Annotated in this window: 17 protein-coding genes and 1 tRNA gene; 6 read left to right on the forward strand and 12 right to left on the reverse strand. The window is 73.3% G+C overall.

Annotation, left to right across the window (positions count from 1 at the left end; translation table 11 throughout):
• Positions 1–112: 112 nt before the first annotated feature.
• Positions 113–427, reverse strand: coding sequence for a hypothetical protein (locus AUV08_RS07035; protein ID WP_061867832.1), 315 nt, complete (start codon positions 425–427; stop codon positions 113–115).
• Between the two features lie 120 nt (positions 428–547).
• On the opposite strand from AUV08_RS07035, the gene AUV08_RS07040 reads away from it, so the two are divergent.
• On the forward strand, positions 548–1345 hold the full coding sequence (locus AUV08_RS07040; protein WP_061873166.1) for a YaaA family protein: 798 nt from the start codon (positions 548–550) through the stop codon (positions 1343–1345).
• 34 nt (positions 1346–1379) lie between these two features.
• Here the strand turns inward: AUV08_RS07040 and AUV08_RS07045 are convergent, their stop codons facing one another.
• From AUV08_RS07045 to AUV08_RS07055, 3 genes are all read right to left on the reverse strand, one after another.
• Positions 1380–2390, reverse strand: a complete 1011-nt coding sequence (locus tag AUV08_RS07045) for a reverse transcriptase-like protein (RefSeq protein WP_061867834.1) — start codon at positions 2388–2390, stop codon at positions 1380–1382.
• Between the two features lie 81 nt (positions 2391–2471).
• The gene (locus AUV08_RS07050; RefSeq protein WP_061867835.1) at positions 2472–3206 is read right to left on the reverse strand and encodes a zinc ribbon domain-containing protein; all 735 of its coding nucleotides are present in this window, start codon (positions 3204–3206) and stop codon (positions 2472–2474) included.
• Complete coding sequence (locus tag AUV08_RS07055; protein ID WP_061867836.1) at positions 3203–4132, reverse strand: Nif3-like dinuclear metal center hexameric protein; 930 nt, start codon at positions 4130–4132, stop codon at positions 3203–3205. The genes AUV08_RS07050 and AUV08_RS07055 overlap by 4 nt, the downstream gene beginning before the upstream one ends.
• Before the next feature lie 113 nt (positions 4133–4245).
• On the opposite strand from AUV08_RS07055, the gene msrA reads away from it, so the two are divergent.
• The 3 genes from msrA (at position 4246) to epsC (ending at position 6483) form a co-directional block, all read left to right on the forward strand.
• On the forward strand, positions 4246–4827 hold the full coding sequence (msrA, locus tag AUV08_RS07060) for a peptide-methionine (S)-S-oxide reductase MsrA (RefSeq protein ID WP_012750832.1): 582 nt from the start codon (positions 4246–4248) through the stop codon (positions 4825–4827).
• Between the two features lie 89 nt (positions 4828–4916).
• Entirely contained in the window at positions 4917–5852 is a 936-nt protein-coding gene (gene cysK, locus AUV08_RS07065; protein WP_010078892.1) for a cysteine synthase A, read from the forward strand.
• A 43-nt stretch (positions 5853–5895) separates the two neighbouring features.
• Complete coding sequence (gene epsC, locus AUV08_RS07070) at positions 5896–6483, forward strand: serine O-acetyltransferase EpsC (protein ID WP_036340179.1); 588 nt, start codon at positions 5896–5898, stop codon at positions 6481–6483.
• Between the two features lie 19 nt (positions 6484–6502).
• Here the strand turns inward: epsC and gndA are convergent, their stop codons facing one another.
• From gndA to AUV08_RS07085, 3 genes are all read right to left on the reverse strand, one after another.
• Positions 6503–8065: an NADP-dependent phosphogluconate dehydrogenase gene (gene gndA, locus AUV08_RS07075; protein WP_036340176.1), complete on the reverse strand. Its 1563-nt coding sequence runs from the start codon at positions 8063–8065 to the stop codon at positions 6503–6505.
• 79 nt (positions 8066–8144) lie between these two features.
• On the reverse strand, positions 8145–9059 hold the full coding sequence (gene ppk2, locus AUV08_RS07080) for a polyphosphate kinase 2 (RefSeq protein WP_036340172.1): 915 nt from the start codon (positions 9057–9059) through the stop codon (positions 8145–8147).
• 204 nt (positions 9060–9263) lie between these two features.
• The gene (locus tag AUV08_RS07085) at positions 9264–9764 is read right to left on the reverse strand and encodes a hypothetical protein (RefSeq protein ID WP_041103632.1); all 501 of its coding nucleotides are present in this window, start codon (positions 9762–9764) and stop codon (positions 9264–9266) included.
• A gap of 137 nt (positions 9765–9901) precedes the next feature.
• Between AUV08_RS07085 and AUV08_RS07090 the strand changes: the two genes are divergently transcribed.
• Complete coding sequence (locus AUV08_RS07090) at positions 9902–10486, forward strand: hypothetical protein (protein ID WP_061867837.1); 585 nt, start codon at positions 9902–9904, stop codon at positions 10484–10486.
• On the opposite strand, the gene AUV08_RS07095 is transcribed toward AUV08_RS07090, so the two are convergent.
• The 5 genes from AUV08_RS07095 to AUV08_RS07115 all read right to left on the reverse strand — a co-directional run bounded on the left by AUV08_RS07095 (position 10473) and on the right by AUV08_RS07115 (position 12748).
• Positions 10473–10817, reverse strand: a complete 345-nt coding sequence (locus tag AUV08_RS07095) for an AzlD domain-containing protein (RefSeq protein WP_061867838.1) — start codon at positions 10815–10817, stop codon at positions 10473–10475. The genes AUV08_RS07090 and AUV08_RS07095 overlap by 14 nt on opposite strands.
• Positions 10814–11653: an AzlC family ABC transporter permease gene (locus AUV08_RS07100; RefSeq protein ID WP_061867839.1), complete on the reverse strand. Its 840-nt coding sequence runs from the start codon at positions 11651–11653 to the stop codon at positions 10814–10816. The genes AUV08_RS07095 and AUV08_RS07100 overlap by 4 nt, the downstream gene beginning before the upstream one ends.
• Positions 11654–11728: 75 nt before the next feature.
• Positions 11729–11802: transfer RNA gene (locus tag AUV08_RS07105), tRNA-Val, on the reverse strand.
• A 15-nt stretch (positions 11803–11817) separates the two neighbouring features.
• Positions 11818–12324 carry a redoxin domain-containing protein gene (locus AUV08_RS07110; protein WP_061873167.1) on the reverse strand — a complete coding sequence of 169 codons (507 nt, stop codon included), beginning with the start codon at positions 12322–12324 and terminating at the stop codon, positions 11818–11820.
• Positions 12317–12748 carry a DUF3052 domain-containing protein gene (locus tag AUV08_RS07115; protein WP_061867841.1) on the reverse strand — a complete coding sequence of 144 codons (432 nt, stop codon included), beginning with the start codon at positions 12746–12748 and terminating at the stop codon, positions 12317–12319. Before AUV08_RS07115 ends, AUV08_RS07110 begins: the two co-directional genes overlap by 8 nt.
• A gap of 254 nt (positions 12749–13002) precedes the next feature.
• Here AUV08_RS07115 and aceE point away from each other — a divergent pair, with 254 nt between their 5' ends.
• On the forward strand, positions 13003–15753 hold the full coding sequence (gene aceE / locus AUV08_RS07120) for a pyruvate dehydrogenase (acetyl-transferring), homodimeric type (protein WP_061867842.1): 2751 nt from the start codon (positions 13003–13005) through the stop codon (positions 15751–15753).
• Positions 15754–15829 lie beyond the last annotated feature (76 nt).

A 15829-nucleotide genomic window follows, 5' to 3' on the forward strand; every position in this document is an offset into this window, starting at 1 on the left:
GCCGAACCGGCACAGGACCGGCACGACCCCCGTGGATCCCGCGTGATTGCTGGGGAGAGGCCGGTTCCCGGCTTACAGCCGGTCCGTCCCGCCTCACGGCCCCCGGCTGGGGTCAGAACCCCTCGTCGTCGAGGATCCGCTCGAACTCGAGCTCCACCACGTGCTCGCGCTCCCGCTTGTCCAGCAGCCGGTACCCGTACGACTCGCCGATCGAGACGACCTTCGCCAGGCTCGGGTGTCGCCGGTCCCGGGGCCATTCGAGCGTCACGCGGTCCTGCCCCGTGAAGGTGCGCTCCCGCAGGCGGTGCTCCAGAGCGGAGGCGTGCGTGCGCTCCCGCCCGCTGGAGCGGACCCCGAGCCACACGGCGGCCGCGATCACGAGCAGGACGAACGGGTACACCACGCCGAACACGTTCATGGCGGTCATCGGGCGACTCCTGGGATGCGGGGCGGCTGTGCGGACCCCACCACTGTGCCAGGTCCGGACGACGACGTCGGCCCGGCCCGTCCGCGCGTCGGTCCGGGGGCGCCTGGCTAGGCTGGCCCGGTGCTGATCCTGCTGCCGCCCTCCGAGGGCAAGACCGCACCCCGCTCCGGGGCCCCGCTCGACCTCGACTCCCTCGCCCTGGCCGACGACGCCGCGGTGACGGGCGCCCGCGCGGACCTGCTCACGCGGCTCGCCGCGGTCTCGGCCGCCCCGGATGCCCTGACGACCCTCGGCGTCGGAGCGTCGCTCGCCGGCGAGGTCGAGGCGAACACGCGCCTGGCCGTCGCCCCCGCCGCGCCCGGTCACCGGGTGTTCACGGGCGTGCTCTTCGACGCGCTCGACCACGCCTCGCTGTCGGCGGCGGCGAAGCGCCGCGCCCGCTTGTCCGTGCTGGTCTTCTCCGCGCTGTTCGGCGCCACCGCGCTGGCGGACCGGATCCCCGCCTTCCGGCTGCCCGTCAGCGCGAAGCTGCCCGGGCTGCCCGGGCTGGCCGCGCACTGGCGCCCCGTCCTGACCCCCGCCCTCGACGCGCTCGCCGCACGGGACGGCGGGCCCGTCGTCGACTGCCGCTCCGGAGGCTACGCGGCCCAGTGGCGGGCACCGGCGGAGCGGACCCTCGCGGTCGACGTGTTCCAGCTGCGCGACGGCGAGCGGACCGTCGTCTCGCACTTCGCCAAGCACACCCGCGGCCTCGTGGCCCGCGCGCTCCTGGAGGCGGGGGCGCGGGAGACCTCGACGCTGGACCGCGTGGCGGACGTGGTCGCGCGGGCCGGGGACGGCCCCGGCTGGGAGGTCGAGCTGGCCCGGCCGTCCGGCGGCAAGCCCGGCGCGCTGCGGGTGATCCTGCCCGAGGGGTGACCCCGGGCGAGGCGCGGTCTGCCCGGACGCGGCCTCAGTCCTCGACGGCCACCAGCTCCACCTCGAAGCCGTCCGCGGTCTCGAGGTAGGCGGCGTAGTGGTCCGCTCCCCCGGCGTGCGGGTGGCGGTCCTCGAAGAGCAGGCGGAACCCCCGGTCGCGCGCGGCGGCGGTGAGCTCGTCCACGCGGGCGCGCGATCCGGCCCGGAAGGCCAGGTGGTTCAGGCCCGGGCGGGTGCGCTCGTGGGCGCCCGCGGCGACGTCGGGCCCGGCCTCGAGCACGAGGTACTCCCCCGCCCCCTGGTACGTCCGGCCCTCGGCCCACCCCTCGCCGGGCACGTAGCCGAGCTCGCCGAACAGCCAGCCGAGGCTCGCCTCGGCCGCCGCGAGGTCGGCGACCCAGATCTCCACGTGATGCAGCCGTCCCGTGGGCGCGGGCACCGGGGTCGCATCCTCCGGCGAGGCGACGGCGTCGGGCCCGTCCGCCTCCGCGGCCCGGACGTCCGCGTCGGCCTCGAGGCCGGACCCGGCCACCGCCGACGCGGAGGTCGTGGACGCCTCCGCGGCGGTCGACCCCACGGCCGTGGGGGCCGCAACGGGCACCTCTGAGGCGCCGGCGTCCCACTGCCCGCCCCGCGCGCCGGCGTCCATGGCCTCGTTGGAGAGGCGGTCGGCGTCCTTGTTCCGGTTCCGCGGGATCCACTCGTAGCTGACGCGCTCGGGGGGCAGCACGGCCCGGGCCTCGGCCGCGAGGCGCCGCATGTCCTCGTGCTTGATCTTCCACCGCCCGGACATCTGCTCCACCACGAGCTTGGAGTCCATCAGCACGTGCACCCGGGCCTCCGGGTCGAGGTCCCGGGCCATCCGCAGCCCGGCCACGAGCCCGGAGTACTCGGCCACGTTGTTGGACGCCTTCCCCAGCGGAGCGGCGTCGGTCCGGAGGATCTCGCCTGTGGCCGGGTCGCGCACCAGGGCGCCGTAGCCGGCGACGCCGGGGTTGCCCCGCGACCCGCCGTCGGCCTCCACCTGCAGGACTCGTCCGCTCACCGTGCGCCTCCTCGTGTCCGTGGTCGCGCCGTCCGACGCGGCCCCCCACTCTACTGACCGCGCCGGGGGCGGAGCCCGGGGTCAGTCCCGGATGAGGATGGCGCCGGACTCGGGGCAGCGGGCGACGGCGGCCGGCGGGAGGGCTCGGATGCGCGCGACCTCCGCCGGTGACAGCTCCGTGCCCGCGGCCGCGGACCGGTTCCCGACGAGCCGGGCCGCGCCGATGCCGCCGTTGCGCTCCCGCGCCTGCTCGTACAGGGCCAGCAACGACGCGGGAAACACGGCGGCCAACGCCGCACGGCGCTGGGTGAGGTCCCGGCCACGCTGGGTCACGACCTGCCCCTCGCGGCGCACCTCCGCCGCGCGGGCCTCGACCTCGGCCCGTGCCTGCTCCAGAGCGGCGTGGCCCTTCGCGAGCCGGGACTCGGCGGCGTCGGCGGCCTCCATGGCCTCGAGCGCCGCGGCCTCGTGGTCATCGAGCAGTGCGGTGAGCGTGTCGTCCTCGTGCTGCATGGCCTGCAGCTCCTTGGACCCGCCCTGGCCCGCTTCGAGCCGCTCCCGGGTCCGGTCCCGACGGGCGCGGGTGGCGGCGGCCTTCTCGGTGGCCTCGGCCCCCGCCCGGTCGGCGGTGCGTGCGGCGTCCTGCAGACCGGGCAGCGCCTCCTCGAACTCCTGCGCACGGGCGCGCAGCCGGGTGTGCTCCGGGTCCGCCTTGAGCCGACGGACGGCGGCGCGGGCCTGGTCCAGGGCCGTGTCGAGCTCCTGCAGCTCCAGCAGCCGGGCCTGGACGGCCGGCGGTGCGGTGACCTCACTCATGCGTGACTCCCCTCGTCGGCCCGCTCTCCCCCGACCAGGAAGTCCCAGGGGTCGCTGCGGTGATCTGAGAACAGGGTGGTGACGCCCAGTCCCCGCTCCGCCAGGGCGGCCTCCAGGGCGCGGGCGCCGTGCTCGAGCCACAGGGACTCGCTCGCCCAGTGCGAGACGTCCACGAGCGCGGGACGTCCATCCCCCGACACCGCCGTCTCCCGGGCCTCCGAGGCCGGGTGGTGGCGCAGATCGGCGGTCACGTAGACGTCCGCTCCGGACGCGCGGACCGCGTCGAAGAGGCTGTCTCCGGCGCCGCCGCACACGGCGACGCGGCGGATGCGCTGGGCGGGGTCGCCCGCCACGCGCACGCCGCCGGCCGTGGCGGGCAGCGCCGCGTGCACGGCGCGGGCGAAGGCGGCCAGGTCGGTCTCCTCGGGCAGGTCGCCCACCCGGCCGATGCCTTCGGCCCCGGTGCCGGCGGCGGAGGTCGTCAGGGGCGAGAGCGCTCCGGTGACGCCGACGGCACGGGCCAGCACGTCCGAGACGCCGCCCACGACGGCGTCGGCGTTGGTGTGCGCGGCGAGCAGGGCGATGCGGTGCTCGATCAGGGTGTGCAGCAGGCGTCCCTTGGCGGCGGCGGCATGCCCGACGGCGGCGACGGACGAGGTCCCGCGCAGCAGGAGCGGGTGGTGGGTGACCACGAGGTCGGCCCCACGGGCGACGGCCTCGTCGGCCACGGCCTGCACGGGGTCCAGCGCCCACAGGACGGTCCGCACCGGCGCCTCCGGGCGCCCGGCCACCGGCCCGACGGCGTCCCACGGCTCCGCCAGCTCCCGCGGCCACAGCCCCTGGACGACCTCGAGGACGTGCCCGAGCGTCGGTGGGGCCAGGGCGTGCTCCGGCGAGGCGGGGACGGCGGGACGGGACACGGCCATACCGGCCATGATGGCCCACCCGGCCCGGGCACGCACGACCCGGCGGCCCTGGGTGAGGGCACGGCGCGGCGCCGTCGGGAATGAAAAGCGCGGGCCGCGTTGCTGTGCCTGCCATGACCGACTCCCCCCGTACCGAGCCCCTCGGCGCCTCCGGCGCGCCCGCCGACGTCCGCGAGCTGACGCTCGCCGGCGGCTGCTTCTGGTGCCTCGACGCCGTCTACCGTCGCGTGCGGGGCGTGCTCGCCGTCGAGTCCGGCTACACCGGAGGCGACGACCCCGCCCCGAGCTACGAGTCCGTGTGCACCGGGACCACCGGCCACGCCGAAGCGGTCCGTGTGCGCTTCGACGCCGCCGTCGTGCCGCCCGAGGTGATCATGGATCTGTTCTTCACCGGCCACGACCCCACGTCGTTGAACCGCCAGGGGGCCGACGTCGGCACCCAGTACCGCTCGGCCGTCTTCGCCCACGACGAGGCCGAGGCCCGGTTCTTCGCGGACGAGATCGCCCGGGCGCAGGCGAACTATGACAGCCCCATCGTCACACGCGTCGAGCCGGCGTCCGCGTGGCACCCGGCCGAGGACATTCACCAGGACTTCTATGCGCGGCGCCGTTCCAATGGATACTGCCGTGTGGTCATCGATCCGAAGCTCGCGAAGGTGCGCCGGAACTACTCCGCGTGGCTCGTGGACGCCTGAGCGGCGCCGCGGCTCGATAGCCTGACGCAGGAACACCCACTAGATCGCCCGCGCCCCGAGGCGCACCACCACCCCCCGGAGGTACCACCATGGCCCGCATCCTTGACGACATCACCCAGGCGGTCGGCGGCACGCCCCTGGTCCGGCTGAACCGCCTCGCGAAGGACCTGCCCGGCGACGTCGCCGTGAAGGTCGAGTTCTACAACCCGGCCAACTCGGTGAAGGACCGCATCGGCACCGCCATCGTCGACGCCGCGGAGGCGGCCGGCGAGCTGACCCCCGGCGGCACCATCGTGGAGGGCACCTCGGGCAACACCGGCATCGCCCTGGCCATGGTCGGCGCGGCGCGCGGCTACCGCGTGATCCTGACCATGCCCGAGACCATGTCCACCGAACGCCGCGTGATGCTCAAGGCGTTCGGCGCCGAGATCGTGCTGACCCCCGGTGCAGACGGCATGCGCGGGGCCCTCGAGCGCGCCCAGGAGATCGTCCGCAGCACCCCGAACTCCATCTGGGCCCAGCAGTTCGCGAACCAGGCCAACATCCAGGCCCACTACACGGGCACCGGCCCGGAGATCTGGGACGCGTCCGAGGGTGCCGTGGACGTGTTCATCGCCGGCGTCGGCACCGGCGGCACCATCACGGGCGCGGGCCGGTACCTGCGCGAGCAGAAGCCGGACGTGAAGCTCATCGCCGTCGAGCCGGCCGACTCCCCCATCCTCTCCGGCGGCCAGGCCGGCCCGCACAAGATCCAGGGCATCGGCGCGAACTTCGTGCCGGAGATCCTGGACACCGACCTCTACGACGAGGTCTACCCGGCCACCTTCGAGGAGTCCATCGAGACCGCCCGTCGGCTCGGGACCGAGGAGGGCATCCTGGGCGGCATCTCCACCGGCGCGATCATCTCGGCCGCCCTCAAGGAGGCCGCCAAGCCCGAGTCCGAGGGCAAGCTGATCGTCGCCATCGTGTGTGACTTCGGCGAGCGCTACATCTCCACCGCCCTCTTCGAGGACATCCGCGGCTGACCGCCGCCCGCTCACCGACCGCACCGACCCGAAGGGGCCGCCCGTGGGACTGTTCTCCCGCATCAAGGAAGACATCGCGACCGTCCGCAGCCATGACCCAGCGGCGCGCGGTGACCTCGAGGTGGCCCTCGTCTACTCGGGTCTGCACGCAGTGTGGGCGCACCGCGTCGCGCACCGGATGTGGCGGCATGACCGGCTGAAGATGCCCGCCCGCGTGCTCTCGCAGGTCACGCGGGCGGCCACGGGCATCGAGATCCACCCCGGCGCGTCGATCGGTCGTCGGTTCTTCATCGACCACGGCATGGGTGTCGTGATCGGCGAGACCGCGGAGATCGGCGACGACGTGATGCTGTACCACGGGGTCACCCTCGGCGGCCGCTCCCTGGCCAAGGTGAAGCGGCACCCCACGCTGCGCGACGGCGTCGTGGTGGGGGCCGGCGCCAAGATCCTCGGACCCGTCGAGATCGGGGAGGGAACGGCGGTGGGCGCCAACGCCGTCGTCGTGAAGGACACCCCCGCCGACGCGATCGCCACCGGCGTGCCGGCCACCGTCCGACCGCGCAAGGGCCCGTCCGAGGGCAAGCCGCTCGTGGACCCCGCGGAGTACGTGGACCCGGCCCTCTGGATCTGAGGGCCGGGTCCACGCCGGGTCAGTCCTGCGTGGGGTCGCCCTCGGTCGGCTGCGGCATGACCACGGGCACGCCCTCGCCGTCGACCTCGGTGCGGTCGCCGGACCACAGCGTGTGGAACGAGCCCTCGCGGTCCACGCGCAGGTAGGTGTGGGCGCCGAAGTAGTCGCGCTGGCCCTGCACGAGGGCGGCCGGCAGGCGGTCGGCCCGCAGGCCGTCGTAGTACGCCAGGGCCGAGGAGAACACCGGGACCGGCACGCCCGCGGCGACGGCGGTGCCGACGACGCGGCGCCAGGCCGGCAGGGCCTCGGCGATCGCCTGGGCGAACTCGGGGGCGAAGAGCAGGTTGAGCGGCTGGCCGGGGGCGCGGGTGCCCGGCGCCGGATGGCGGGAGGTGTCGCGGCCGCCGAAGGCCTGCATGATCACGTCGAGCAGGTCGGCGCGGATGATGCAGCCGTCCCGCCACAGCGAGGCGATGGTGCCCAGGTCCAGCGACCAGCCGTACTCCTCGGCGGCGGCCGCGAGCATGTCCATGCCCTGCGCGTAGGCCACGAGCTTGGAGGCGAACAGCGCCTGGCGCACGTCCTCCACGAACGCGTCCGTGTCCTGCGGGGCGCGCTGCGCCTCCTCGTCGACGCCGGCCGCGAGGGTCTCACGGGCGACCTCGCGCACCGCGCGCTGAGAGGACAGCGAGCGGGCGAAGACGGACTCGGCGATCGCGGCCACCGGGGAGCCGACGTCGAGACCCGAGATCGCGGTCCAGCGGCCGGTGCCCTTCTGCCCGGCCTCGTCCACGATCACGTCCACGAGCGGGCGGCCCGTGGCCGCGTCCACCTGCGCGAGCACCTCGGCCGTGATCTCGATGAGGTAGGAGGCCAGGTCGGTCTGGTTCCACGCCGTGAACACCTCGGCCTGCTCGGCGGGCTCGAGGCCGCCCACACGGCGCAGCAGGTCGTAGGCCTCGCCGATGACCTGCATGTCCGCGTACTCGATGCCGTTGTGGACCATCTTCACGTAGTGGCCGGCGCCGTCCGTGCCGACCCAGGCGCAGCACGGCTCCCCCTCGAACTGCGCGGCGATCTTCTCGAGCATCGGGCCGAGGGCCTCGTAGGACTTCTCCGGACCGCCGGGCATGATCGCCGGACCGTGCAGGGCACCCTCCTCGCCGCCGGAGACACCGACGCCCACGAAGTGCAGGCCCTTCTCGGCGAGGGCCGCCTCGCGGCGGCGGGTGTCCTCGAAATGGGAGTTGCCGGCGTCGATGACGATGTCGCCCTCGTCCAGCAGGGGGACGAGTTGGTCGATGACGGCGTCCACGGGGGCGCCCGCCTTGACCATGATGAGCACCCGGCGCGGCACGGCGAGGGACTGCACGAGCTCGGCGAGCGTCTCCGTCGCCACGAACGCGCCCTCGTCACCGTGCTCGGCCACGAGCTGGTCCGTGCGGGCCCGGCTGCGGTTGTGCAGGGCCACCGTGTAGCCGTGGCGGGCGAAGTTGCGCGCGAGGTTCGCGCCCATCACCGCCAGGCCCGTGACGCCGATGTCGGCGGCGCCGACGGGGACGGTGGTGGTCTGCTCGGTCATCGCGGGGGCCTCCTGTGGCTCGGACGGTGGGACGGGCCGTGCCGGACACGGACCCGCCCCCAGCCTACGTCGACCGCGGTCAGTCCCCCACGGCGTCGCGGCCGCGGCGCACGATCAGCGGGTCCGGGGTGCCGACGACCTCGTGGTCCTTGCCCTCGTACTCGAACTGGGACAGGAAGTAGCGCATCGCGTTGAGGCGGGCCCGCTTCTTGTCGTTGGAGCGGATGGAGATCCACGGGGCGTGGTCCGTGTCCGTGTGGAGGAACATGGCCTCCTTGGCCTCCGTGTACGCCTCCCAGCGGTCCAGGGACTCGAGGTCCATGGGCGAGAGCTTCCACTGGCGGACCGGGTCGATCTGGCGGATCGCGAAGCGCGTGCGCTGCTCGGTCTGTGTCACGGAGAACCAGAACTTGGTGAGGTGGATGCCGTCGTCCACGAGCATCTTCTCGAACAGCGGCACCTGGTTCATGAAGCGGCGGTACTGCTCGTCCGTGGCGAAGCCCATCACGCGCTCGACGCCGGCGCGGTTGTACCACGAGCGGTCGAACAGCACGATCTCGCCCGCCGTGGGGAAGTGCTGGATGTAGCGCTGGAAGTACCACTGGCCGAGCTCGCGGTCCGAGGGCTTGTTGAGGGCCACGACGCGGGCGGTGCGGGGGTTCATGTGCTCGGTGAAGCGCTTGATGGTGCCGCCCTTGCCGGCGGCGTCGCGGCCCTCGAAGACGATGATGTGGCGCTGGCCGGTGTCCTCGCCCCAGTACTGCAGCTTGAGCAGTTCGATCTGCAGGCGGTACTTCTCCAGCTCGTACTCCTCGCGCGTCATGCGCGTCTCGTACGGGTAGTCCTCTTTCCACGTCTCCACGGCACGGCCCTGCGGATCGATCAGGTCGGGATCGTTGGTGTGGCCGTCCGAGACGGTGTAGCCGCCGTCGCGCAGCTTGTCGATGAACTCGCGCAGGTTCTCGCGGGGGGCGTCGGGCTGCAGCAGCTCCATGGACCGTCTCCTTCACTGGGTGCGTCACCGTGCCCGCCCGTCCCCTCCTCGGTACGACGGAGGCGGGCCGCGGCCTGTGCTCTTCACACCATTATGGGTGGGCGGCGGACGAGGAAGCCGGGCCCGGCAGCGCAGCCGCGTGAACAGCAGGTGAACCCTGGGAGGCGAACGGTCGCGGCCCCGGGCCGACGAGTGTCGGCCTGCTCAGCCGCGCGGGCCGACGCCCAGGAGCTCGTCGATCGCCGCGACGGCGGCACGCGCCGCGTCGACGTCGGCGAACTGCGCGACGGCGTCGTCGTACCGGCGGTGCCCGGGAAGCTTCAGGCCGACGGAGGCGCCGTCCGTGGCCGGGAGGATCCAGATCCGGCCGCGCGGCTCGACGTCGCGCTGCTCGGCCACGTCGGCCTCCTCGAACTCGCGGTCGTAGCCGGCCCACTCGACACCGGGCCTCGGGGTGTCGGCGCCGTCGAGGACGTCGCGGCCGCCCATGCGCAGACAGGTGACGGACTGCAGGAGCGCGTCCAGGGTGCGGGCGGCGGCCTTGCCGGCCAGCTCGTCCTGGAAGAGGGCGAGGATGGACCACTGCCCGTCCTGGAGGAAGAGCATGGTCTGCTGCGCCTCGCCCCCGGTGATGACGGCGAGGTGACGGGCGGCGCCGTCGGGACGGGCGGGCAGCTTCCAGAAGCCGAGGGGGGTCGCGGACATGCGCTCCACCCTAGTGCGCCCGGATGCTGACGACGCGCCGCCGCCCGGCCCCTGCCCCGCATCCCGGGTTGAGTTGTCGCGGGTGCGCGGGCCCGTCACCCGCGACAACTCAACCCGGGATGCGGGAGGGTGGGCCGATGGGCCTGCTCCGCGACCTCCTCACCCGCCGCTCCGCCCGCGACCGCCCGTCCGACCCGACGGCGACGCTCGGCCGGCACCTCGACAACGCCGCGACGATCGTGGCCGCCGCACGCCGGGCGGACGTGCCCCTCCCGGTGGCGGCGGCCCTGGCCGAGCTCGAGTCCGGTGGCCGGAACGTCTTCGGGCACGACGCCGGCGGCGTGCACAGTGCCCCGCGCGGGACGGACGTCCCCGTGACCCGGGAGCGCTACGAGGAGCTCGTGGCCCGGGTGGCGCAGGGTGAGACGTCGAACGGGGTGGGGCCCGCGCAGATCACGTGGCCGCCGTACTTCGCACAGGCGGCGGAGCGCGGGTTTCGTCTGTGGGAGCCGGAGGACAACCTGGCCTTCGGATTGGAGGTCCTGCGCGGGCACCTGGGCGGCGACCTCTCCGCGGAGGGGATCGCCCGGGCGGGGACGCTCTACAACGCCGGCACGCTCGACGCCGGCGTCACCGCCTACGGCCGGCGCCTCGCCGCGGCGAGCCGCGCATGGGCCGAACGCCTGGGCGAACCCGCCCCGCCGCCGCTCAGGCCAGGTTGACCAACAGCACGTAGGCCAGCGTGCCGGAGGCGATCGAGACCAGGGTCCGCCGCCCGGCCAGCAGATGCACGACGACCGTCACCGCCGCCGCGATCAGCGCGTGGGCCACCCGCGTCCCGTCCACGGGCTCTCCGGGGGCCAGCGCCGCGGCGTCGAGCAGCATCACCAGGGCCAGGATGGTCAGCACGCCGGCGGGCATCCACACCGCCAGCCGCGCGGCGAGCACGGACTCCCGCAGCGGCTGCAGCAGGGCGAACGGCAGCGCCCGCAGGCAGAAGGTCACGAGGCCCGCGACGACGGCCGCGGCCACCAGGTAGGCGGCGCCGGTCATCGGGGATCCTCCTCGGCGTCGGGCTCGGCATCCATGCCGGCCCGCTCCCCCGTCGCGGCGACGACGGGAACCGGTCCGGTGACGGGCACGGGCTCAGGCAGCGGCAGGGCGGTCCCGCGTGCGGCGAGCACGTGGAACGCGATCAGCACCGCGGCGTAGAGGGCGAAGGCGACGACGAGCACCTGCGCCGGCGCCAGCAGCAGGGCCACCCCGACGGCGACCGCGGCCGCCAGCACGAGGGGCAGCTGGGCCCGCGTGCGGGCGGCGTCCATGGCGAGCACGATGAAGAGGGCGACGAGCGCGAACTCCAGGCCCTCCACCGGCCCGGGCAGCAGCCACGCGACGGCCACCCCGGCGAGGCCCCCGAGCACCCAATACGCATGCAGCGCGATCTGCATGGCCAGCAGCCGGGGCGCCGTCCAACCGCGGGGCTGGGCGGCGGCGATGGCGTAGGCCTCGTCGATCAGGGCGCCCATCGAGTAGATCCGCGCGAGGCGCCCCCGGACCACGCGCAGCGGGAAGCTGAACGCATAGAACACGTGGCGGAAGTTCACGAGGAACACCGTCACGGCGATCGTGAGCAGCGGCGTGCCCGCCACCACCAGCGAGACGAGCAGCAGCTCGACGGACCCGGCGAACACGACCACGGAGAACAGGGGTGCGACCCACGCGGGCAGCCCGGCCTGGACCACGAGCATCCCGAAGGCCACGCCCAGGGGGAACAGGCCGAGGCCGGCGCCCAGCGTCACGGCGACGCCGGAGCGCACCTCGGCCCACCGCGAGGACGGAGCGGAGGCGCGCGAGGACGCTGACGAGGAGCCCATGATGGTGAGCATGCTCTCATAGGCGCCTGACGGGCGGTCGGCATGACGGAGCCGCGGCGTCACGCCGTGTCATGGCCCCGCGATCGGTGCACCCGGAGGGACTCGAACCCCCGACCCTCTCGGTGTAAACGAGATGCTCTGACCAACTGAGCTACGGGTGCCGGTGTCCGTCCAGGCTACCGGTGAACGAGCAGGTCGCGCGTCGCCGCCTCGTGCTCGCTCCGGGTGCGTGCCTGTCCCGGGGCGGCGACCACGCGCGCGGCCTCGACCCCGTCCGCGTCGAGCAGCACGGAGACGCGGCGGGGCCGCCCGGTCTCCGCGTCGAAGACGTCGAGGGCACGGCAGGCCGCGCCGTGGGGCCAGAAATCGGAGAGCAGGGTGAGCGGCTCCGGCAGTGCCAGCTCCTCGCGGACGCGGCGCAGCACGGGGGCGGCGTCACACGAGACCACGCGGACGGCCACCTCGTCGACCGCCACGTCCTCGGCGAGCGCCCCGAGCCAGCCGAGCTCGCCCGTGCACACCGGCGTGAACGCCCCGGGCAGGAAGACGAGCCACGTGCCCCGCGGCGCGGCGGCGTCCTCGGGCCCGCGCGTCGGCGGCCACGGCCACCTCTGGCCGTGGTCGTCGCGCAGCGCGGGGACGACGTCGGCGCCCCGCGTCCCGCCGGACGGGGGCTCAGCCACCGCGCTTCTGGACGAGCTTCTGAGCGGCCCAGTCCTCGGAGGCACCGGCCCCGGTGGTGGCGTGCAGGCCCGCGGTGGAGGCGGCCTCGGCGACGTCCGCCGGGCTGACGTGGCCGGGGCGCCCCTTGCGGGGGGTCATGATCCAGACGGGGCCGGCATCGAGGGAGCGCTGGGCGTCCACGAGGGCGTCCGCGAGATCCATGACGTCGCCGTCGTCCGCGCGCCACCAGAAGAGGACCGCGTCCGCCGGCTCCTGATCCTCCTCGGTCAGCAGCTCCTCGCCGAGCGCGTCCTCGAGCGCGTCACGGAAGGTGACGTCGGCGTCGTCGTCGTACCCCCACTCCTGCACCAGGTCGCCCCTCGAGAGGGCGAGCTCCGCCAGCAGGGCGCTGTCCGTCGAGGTCGGCGTCGACCCAGCCTGCATAGTGTCCGGTCCTCCTTGATGGTGGCGGGCACTGCGGCCCGCGCCGTCGAGCGGGTGATGATGACCACCATACGCCGTGGACGCCGCCGTTCCGGGGCCTCCGGCCGGGCGGACGCGGCGGCTCCGGTCTACTCTGGGGAGGAACAGACGCACTCTCCGGGCGACGCGCCCGGCTCGGCGTCGCGGGCCCGGACCGGATCGTCTGCCCGCAGCCCACCGCGGAGCACCCCTCCGCACGAGAACCAGGAGGCACCGTGAGCGCAGCCGAAGAGAGCTCGCAGATCCGCAGCGGTCTGACCGACCAGCTCCCGGACAAGGATCCCCAGGAGACGTCGGAGTGGATCGAGTCCCTCGACGGACTCATCGAGGAGCGCGGCACGGAGCGGGCGCAGTACATCATGCGCTCCCTCATGCAGCGCGCGAGCGCCCAGTCCGTCGCCCTGCCCTACGTGACCACCACGGACTACGTGAACACGATCCCGGCGGACCAGGAGCCGGAGTACCCGGGCGACGAGGAGCTCGAGCGCCGCTACCGCAACTACCTGCGGTGGAACGCCATGGCCCTCGTGCAGCGCGCCCAGCGCGACGGCGTCGGCGTCGGCGGTCACATCTCCTCCTACGCGGGCCAGGCGACCCTCTACGAGGTGGGCCTGAACCACTTCTTCCGCGGTCAGGACCACCCGGGCGGCGGCGACCACATCTTCTTCCAGGGACACTCCTCGCCCGGCAACTACGCCCGCGCGTTCCTCGAGGGCCGCCTGACCGAGGAGGACCTCGACGGCTTCCGCCAGGAGAAGTCCCGCCAGGGCCACGCCCTGCCCTCCTACCCGCACCCGCGGATGATGCCGCACTTCTGGCAGTACCCCACCGTGTCCATGGGTCTGGGGCCGATGAACGCCATCTTCCAGGCGCAGACCAACCGGTACCTGCACAACAACGGCATCAAGGACACCTCCGACCAGCACGTGTGGGCCTTCCTCGGCGACGGCGAGATGGACGAGCCCGAGTCGCGCGGCCAGCTGCACATCGCGGCCAACGACAAGCTCGACAACCTCACCTTCGTCATCAACTGCAACCTGCAGCGTCTCGACGGGCCGGTGCGCGGCAACGGCAAGATCGTCCAGGAGTTGGAGTCCTACTTCCGGGGCGCCGGCTGGAACGTCATCAAGGTCCTGTGGGGCCGCGAGTGGGATCCGCTGCTCGAGGTCGACGACGAGGGCGAGCTCGTGCGCATCATGAACGAGACGCTCGACGGCGACTACCAGACCTACAAGGCCGAGTCCGGCGGCTTCGTGCGCGACCACTTCTTCGGCCGGTCCTCCGTCACCAAGGAGATGGTGGCGGACATGACCGACGACGAGATCTGGGGCCTCAAGCGCGGCGGCCACGACTACAAGAAGGTCTACGCCGCCTACAAGGCCGCCATGGAGCACAAGGGCCAGCCCACCGTCATCCTGGCCCACACCATCAAGGGCTACGGCCTGGGCAAGTCCTTCGAGGGCCGCAACGCCACGCACCAGATGAAGAAGCTGACGGTGGACGACCTCAAGGTGTTCCGGGACCGCCACCGCATCCCGATCTCGGACGAGCAGATCGAGAAGGACCCGTACAACATCCCGTACTACCACCCGGGTGCCGACGCCCCGGAGATCAGGTACATGATGGAGCGGCGCAAGGAGCTGGGCGGCTTCGTGCCGGAGCGGCGCAGCGACTACCACGCGATCCCGCTGCCCCCGGAGTCCGCGTACAAGCAGGCCCGCAAGGGATCGGGCAAGCAGCAGGCCGCCACGACCATGGCGTTCGTGCGCCTGCTCAAGGACCTGATGCGGGACAAGAACATGGGACCGCGCTTCGTGCCGATCATCCCGGACGAGGCCCGCACCTTCGGCATGGACTCGTTCTTCCCGACCGCGAAGATCTACAACCCCAAGGGGCAGAACTACCTGTCCGTGGACCGGGACCTGTTCCTGTCCTACAAGGAGTCCCCGCAGGGGAAGATCTACCACGTCGGCATCAACGAGGACGGCGCCACCGCGGCGTTCAACGCGATCGGCACGGCGTACTCCACGCACGGCGAGCCGATGATCCCGGTGTACATCTTCTACTCGATGTTCGGCTTCCAGCGGACCGCGGACAACATCTGGGCCGCAGGCGACCAGCTCGCGCGCGGCTTCATGATCGGCGCCACCGCCGGGCGCACCACCCTCGCCGGCGAGGGCACCCAGCACATGGACGGTCACTCCCCCGTCCTGGCGTCCACGAACCCGGCCGTGAAGCACTACGACCCGGCGTACTCGTACGAGATCGCCCACATCGTGCGCCAGGGCCTGGAGGACATGTACGGCGACCACGACCGCGGGGACGACGTCCGCAACGTCATCTACTACCTCACGGTGTACAACGAGCCGATCACCCACATCGAGGAGCCCGAGGGCCTCGACGTGGAGGGCCTGCTCAAGGGCATCTACCGTCTCTCCGAGGGCCAGGGCGACGGCCCGAAGGTCCAGCTCCTGGGCTCCGGCGTCTCCGTGCCGTGGGCGCTCGACGCCCAGCGGATCCTCTCCGAGGAGTGGGGCGTGAACGCCTCCGTGTGGTCGGTGACCTCCTACAACGAGCTGTACCGCGACGCCGTCGCGGCGGAGAAGGACGCCCTGAAGGACCCGTCCGCCACCCCGCGCGTGCCCTACGTGACGCAGGCGCTGCAGGGGGCCGAGGGCCCGATCGTGGCCACCTCGGACTACTCCACCTCGTGGACGAACCAGATCCGCCCGTTCGTGCCGAACCGCTTCTCGGCGCTCGGCGCCGACGAGTTCGGCTTCGCGGACACCCGCGCCGCCGCCCGTCGGTACTTCCTCATCGACACCCACTCGATGGTGGTCCGCGCGCTGCAGCTCCTCGAGGAGGAGGGCGAGGTCGAGCGGGGCACGGCCGCGAAGGCGCACGAGAAGTACCGCCTGGACGACGTCAACGCCGGCACCACCGGCATCGCAGGCGGCGACGCCTGACCCGCACGCCGCGGGGAGGCCGACGTCCTCCCGACCCGACGCCGGCCGCCCGCCTCCGCCACGGAGGCGGGCGGCC

Source organism: Micrococcus sp. CH7 (assembly GCF_001595485.1).
Taxonomy (GTDB): Bacteria; Actinomycetota; Actinomycetes; order Actinomycetales; family Micrococcaceae; genus Micrococcus; species Micrococcus luteus.

Bases quoted from the DNA above. Each gene is read 5' to 3' on its own strand.
- AUV08_RS07035 (WP_061867832.1), bottom strand. From the start codon at position 427: ATGACCGCCATGAACGTGTTCGGCGTGGTGTACCCGTTCGTCCTGCTC.
- AUV08_RS07050 (WP_061867835.1), bottom strand. From the start codon at position 3,206: ATGAGTGAGGTCACCGCACCGCCGGCCGTCCAGGCCCGGCTGCTGGAG.
- AUV08_RS07055 (WP_061867836.1), bottom strand. From the start codon at position 4,132: ATGGCCGTGTCCCGTCCCGCCGTCCCCGCCTCGCCGGAGCACGCCCTG.
- msrA (WP_012750832.1), top strand. From the start codon at position 4,246: ATGACCGACTCCCCCCGTACCGAGCCCCTCGGCGCCTCCGGCGCGCCC.
- cysK (WP_010078892.1), top strand. From the start codon at position 4,917: ATGGCCCGCATCCTTGACGACATCACCCAGGCGGTCGGCGGCACGCCC.
- gndA (WP_036340176.1), bottom strand. From the start codon at position 8,065: ATGACCGAGCAGACCACCACCGTCCCCGTCGGCGCCGCCGACATCGGC.
- ppk2 (WP_036340172.1), bottom strand. From the start codon at position 9,059: ATGGAGCTGCTGCAGCCCGACGCCCCCCGCGAGAACCTGCGCGAGTTC.
- AUV08_RS07085 (WP_041103632.1), bottom strand. From the start codon at position 9,764: ATGTCCGCGACCCCCCTCGGCTTCTGGAAGCTGCCCGCCCGTCCCGAC.
- AUV08_RS07090 (WP_061867837.1), top strand. From the start codon at position 9,902: ATGGGCCTGCTCCGCGACCTCCTCACCCGCCGCTCCGCCCGCGACCGC.
- AUV08_RS07095 (WP_061867838.1), bottom strand. From the start codon at position 10,817: ATGACCGGCGCCGCCTACCTGGTGGCCGCGGCCGTCGTCGCGGGCCTC.
- AUV08_RS07100 (WP_061867839.1), bottom strand. From the start codon at position 11,653: ATGCTCACCATCATGGGCTCCTCGTCAGCGTCCTCGCGCGCCTCCGCT.
- AUV08_RS07115 (WP_061867841.1), bottom strand. From the start codon at position 12,748: ATGCAGGCTGGGTCGACGCCGACCTCGACGGACAGCGCCCTGCTGGCG.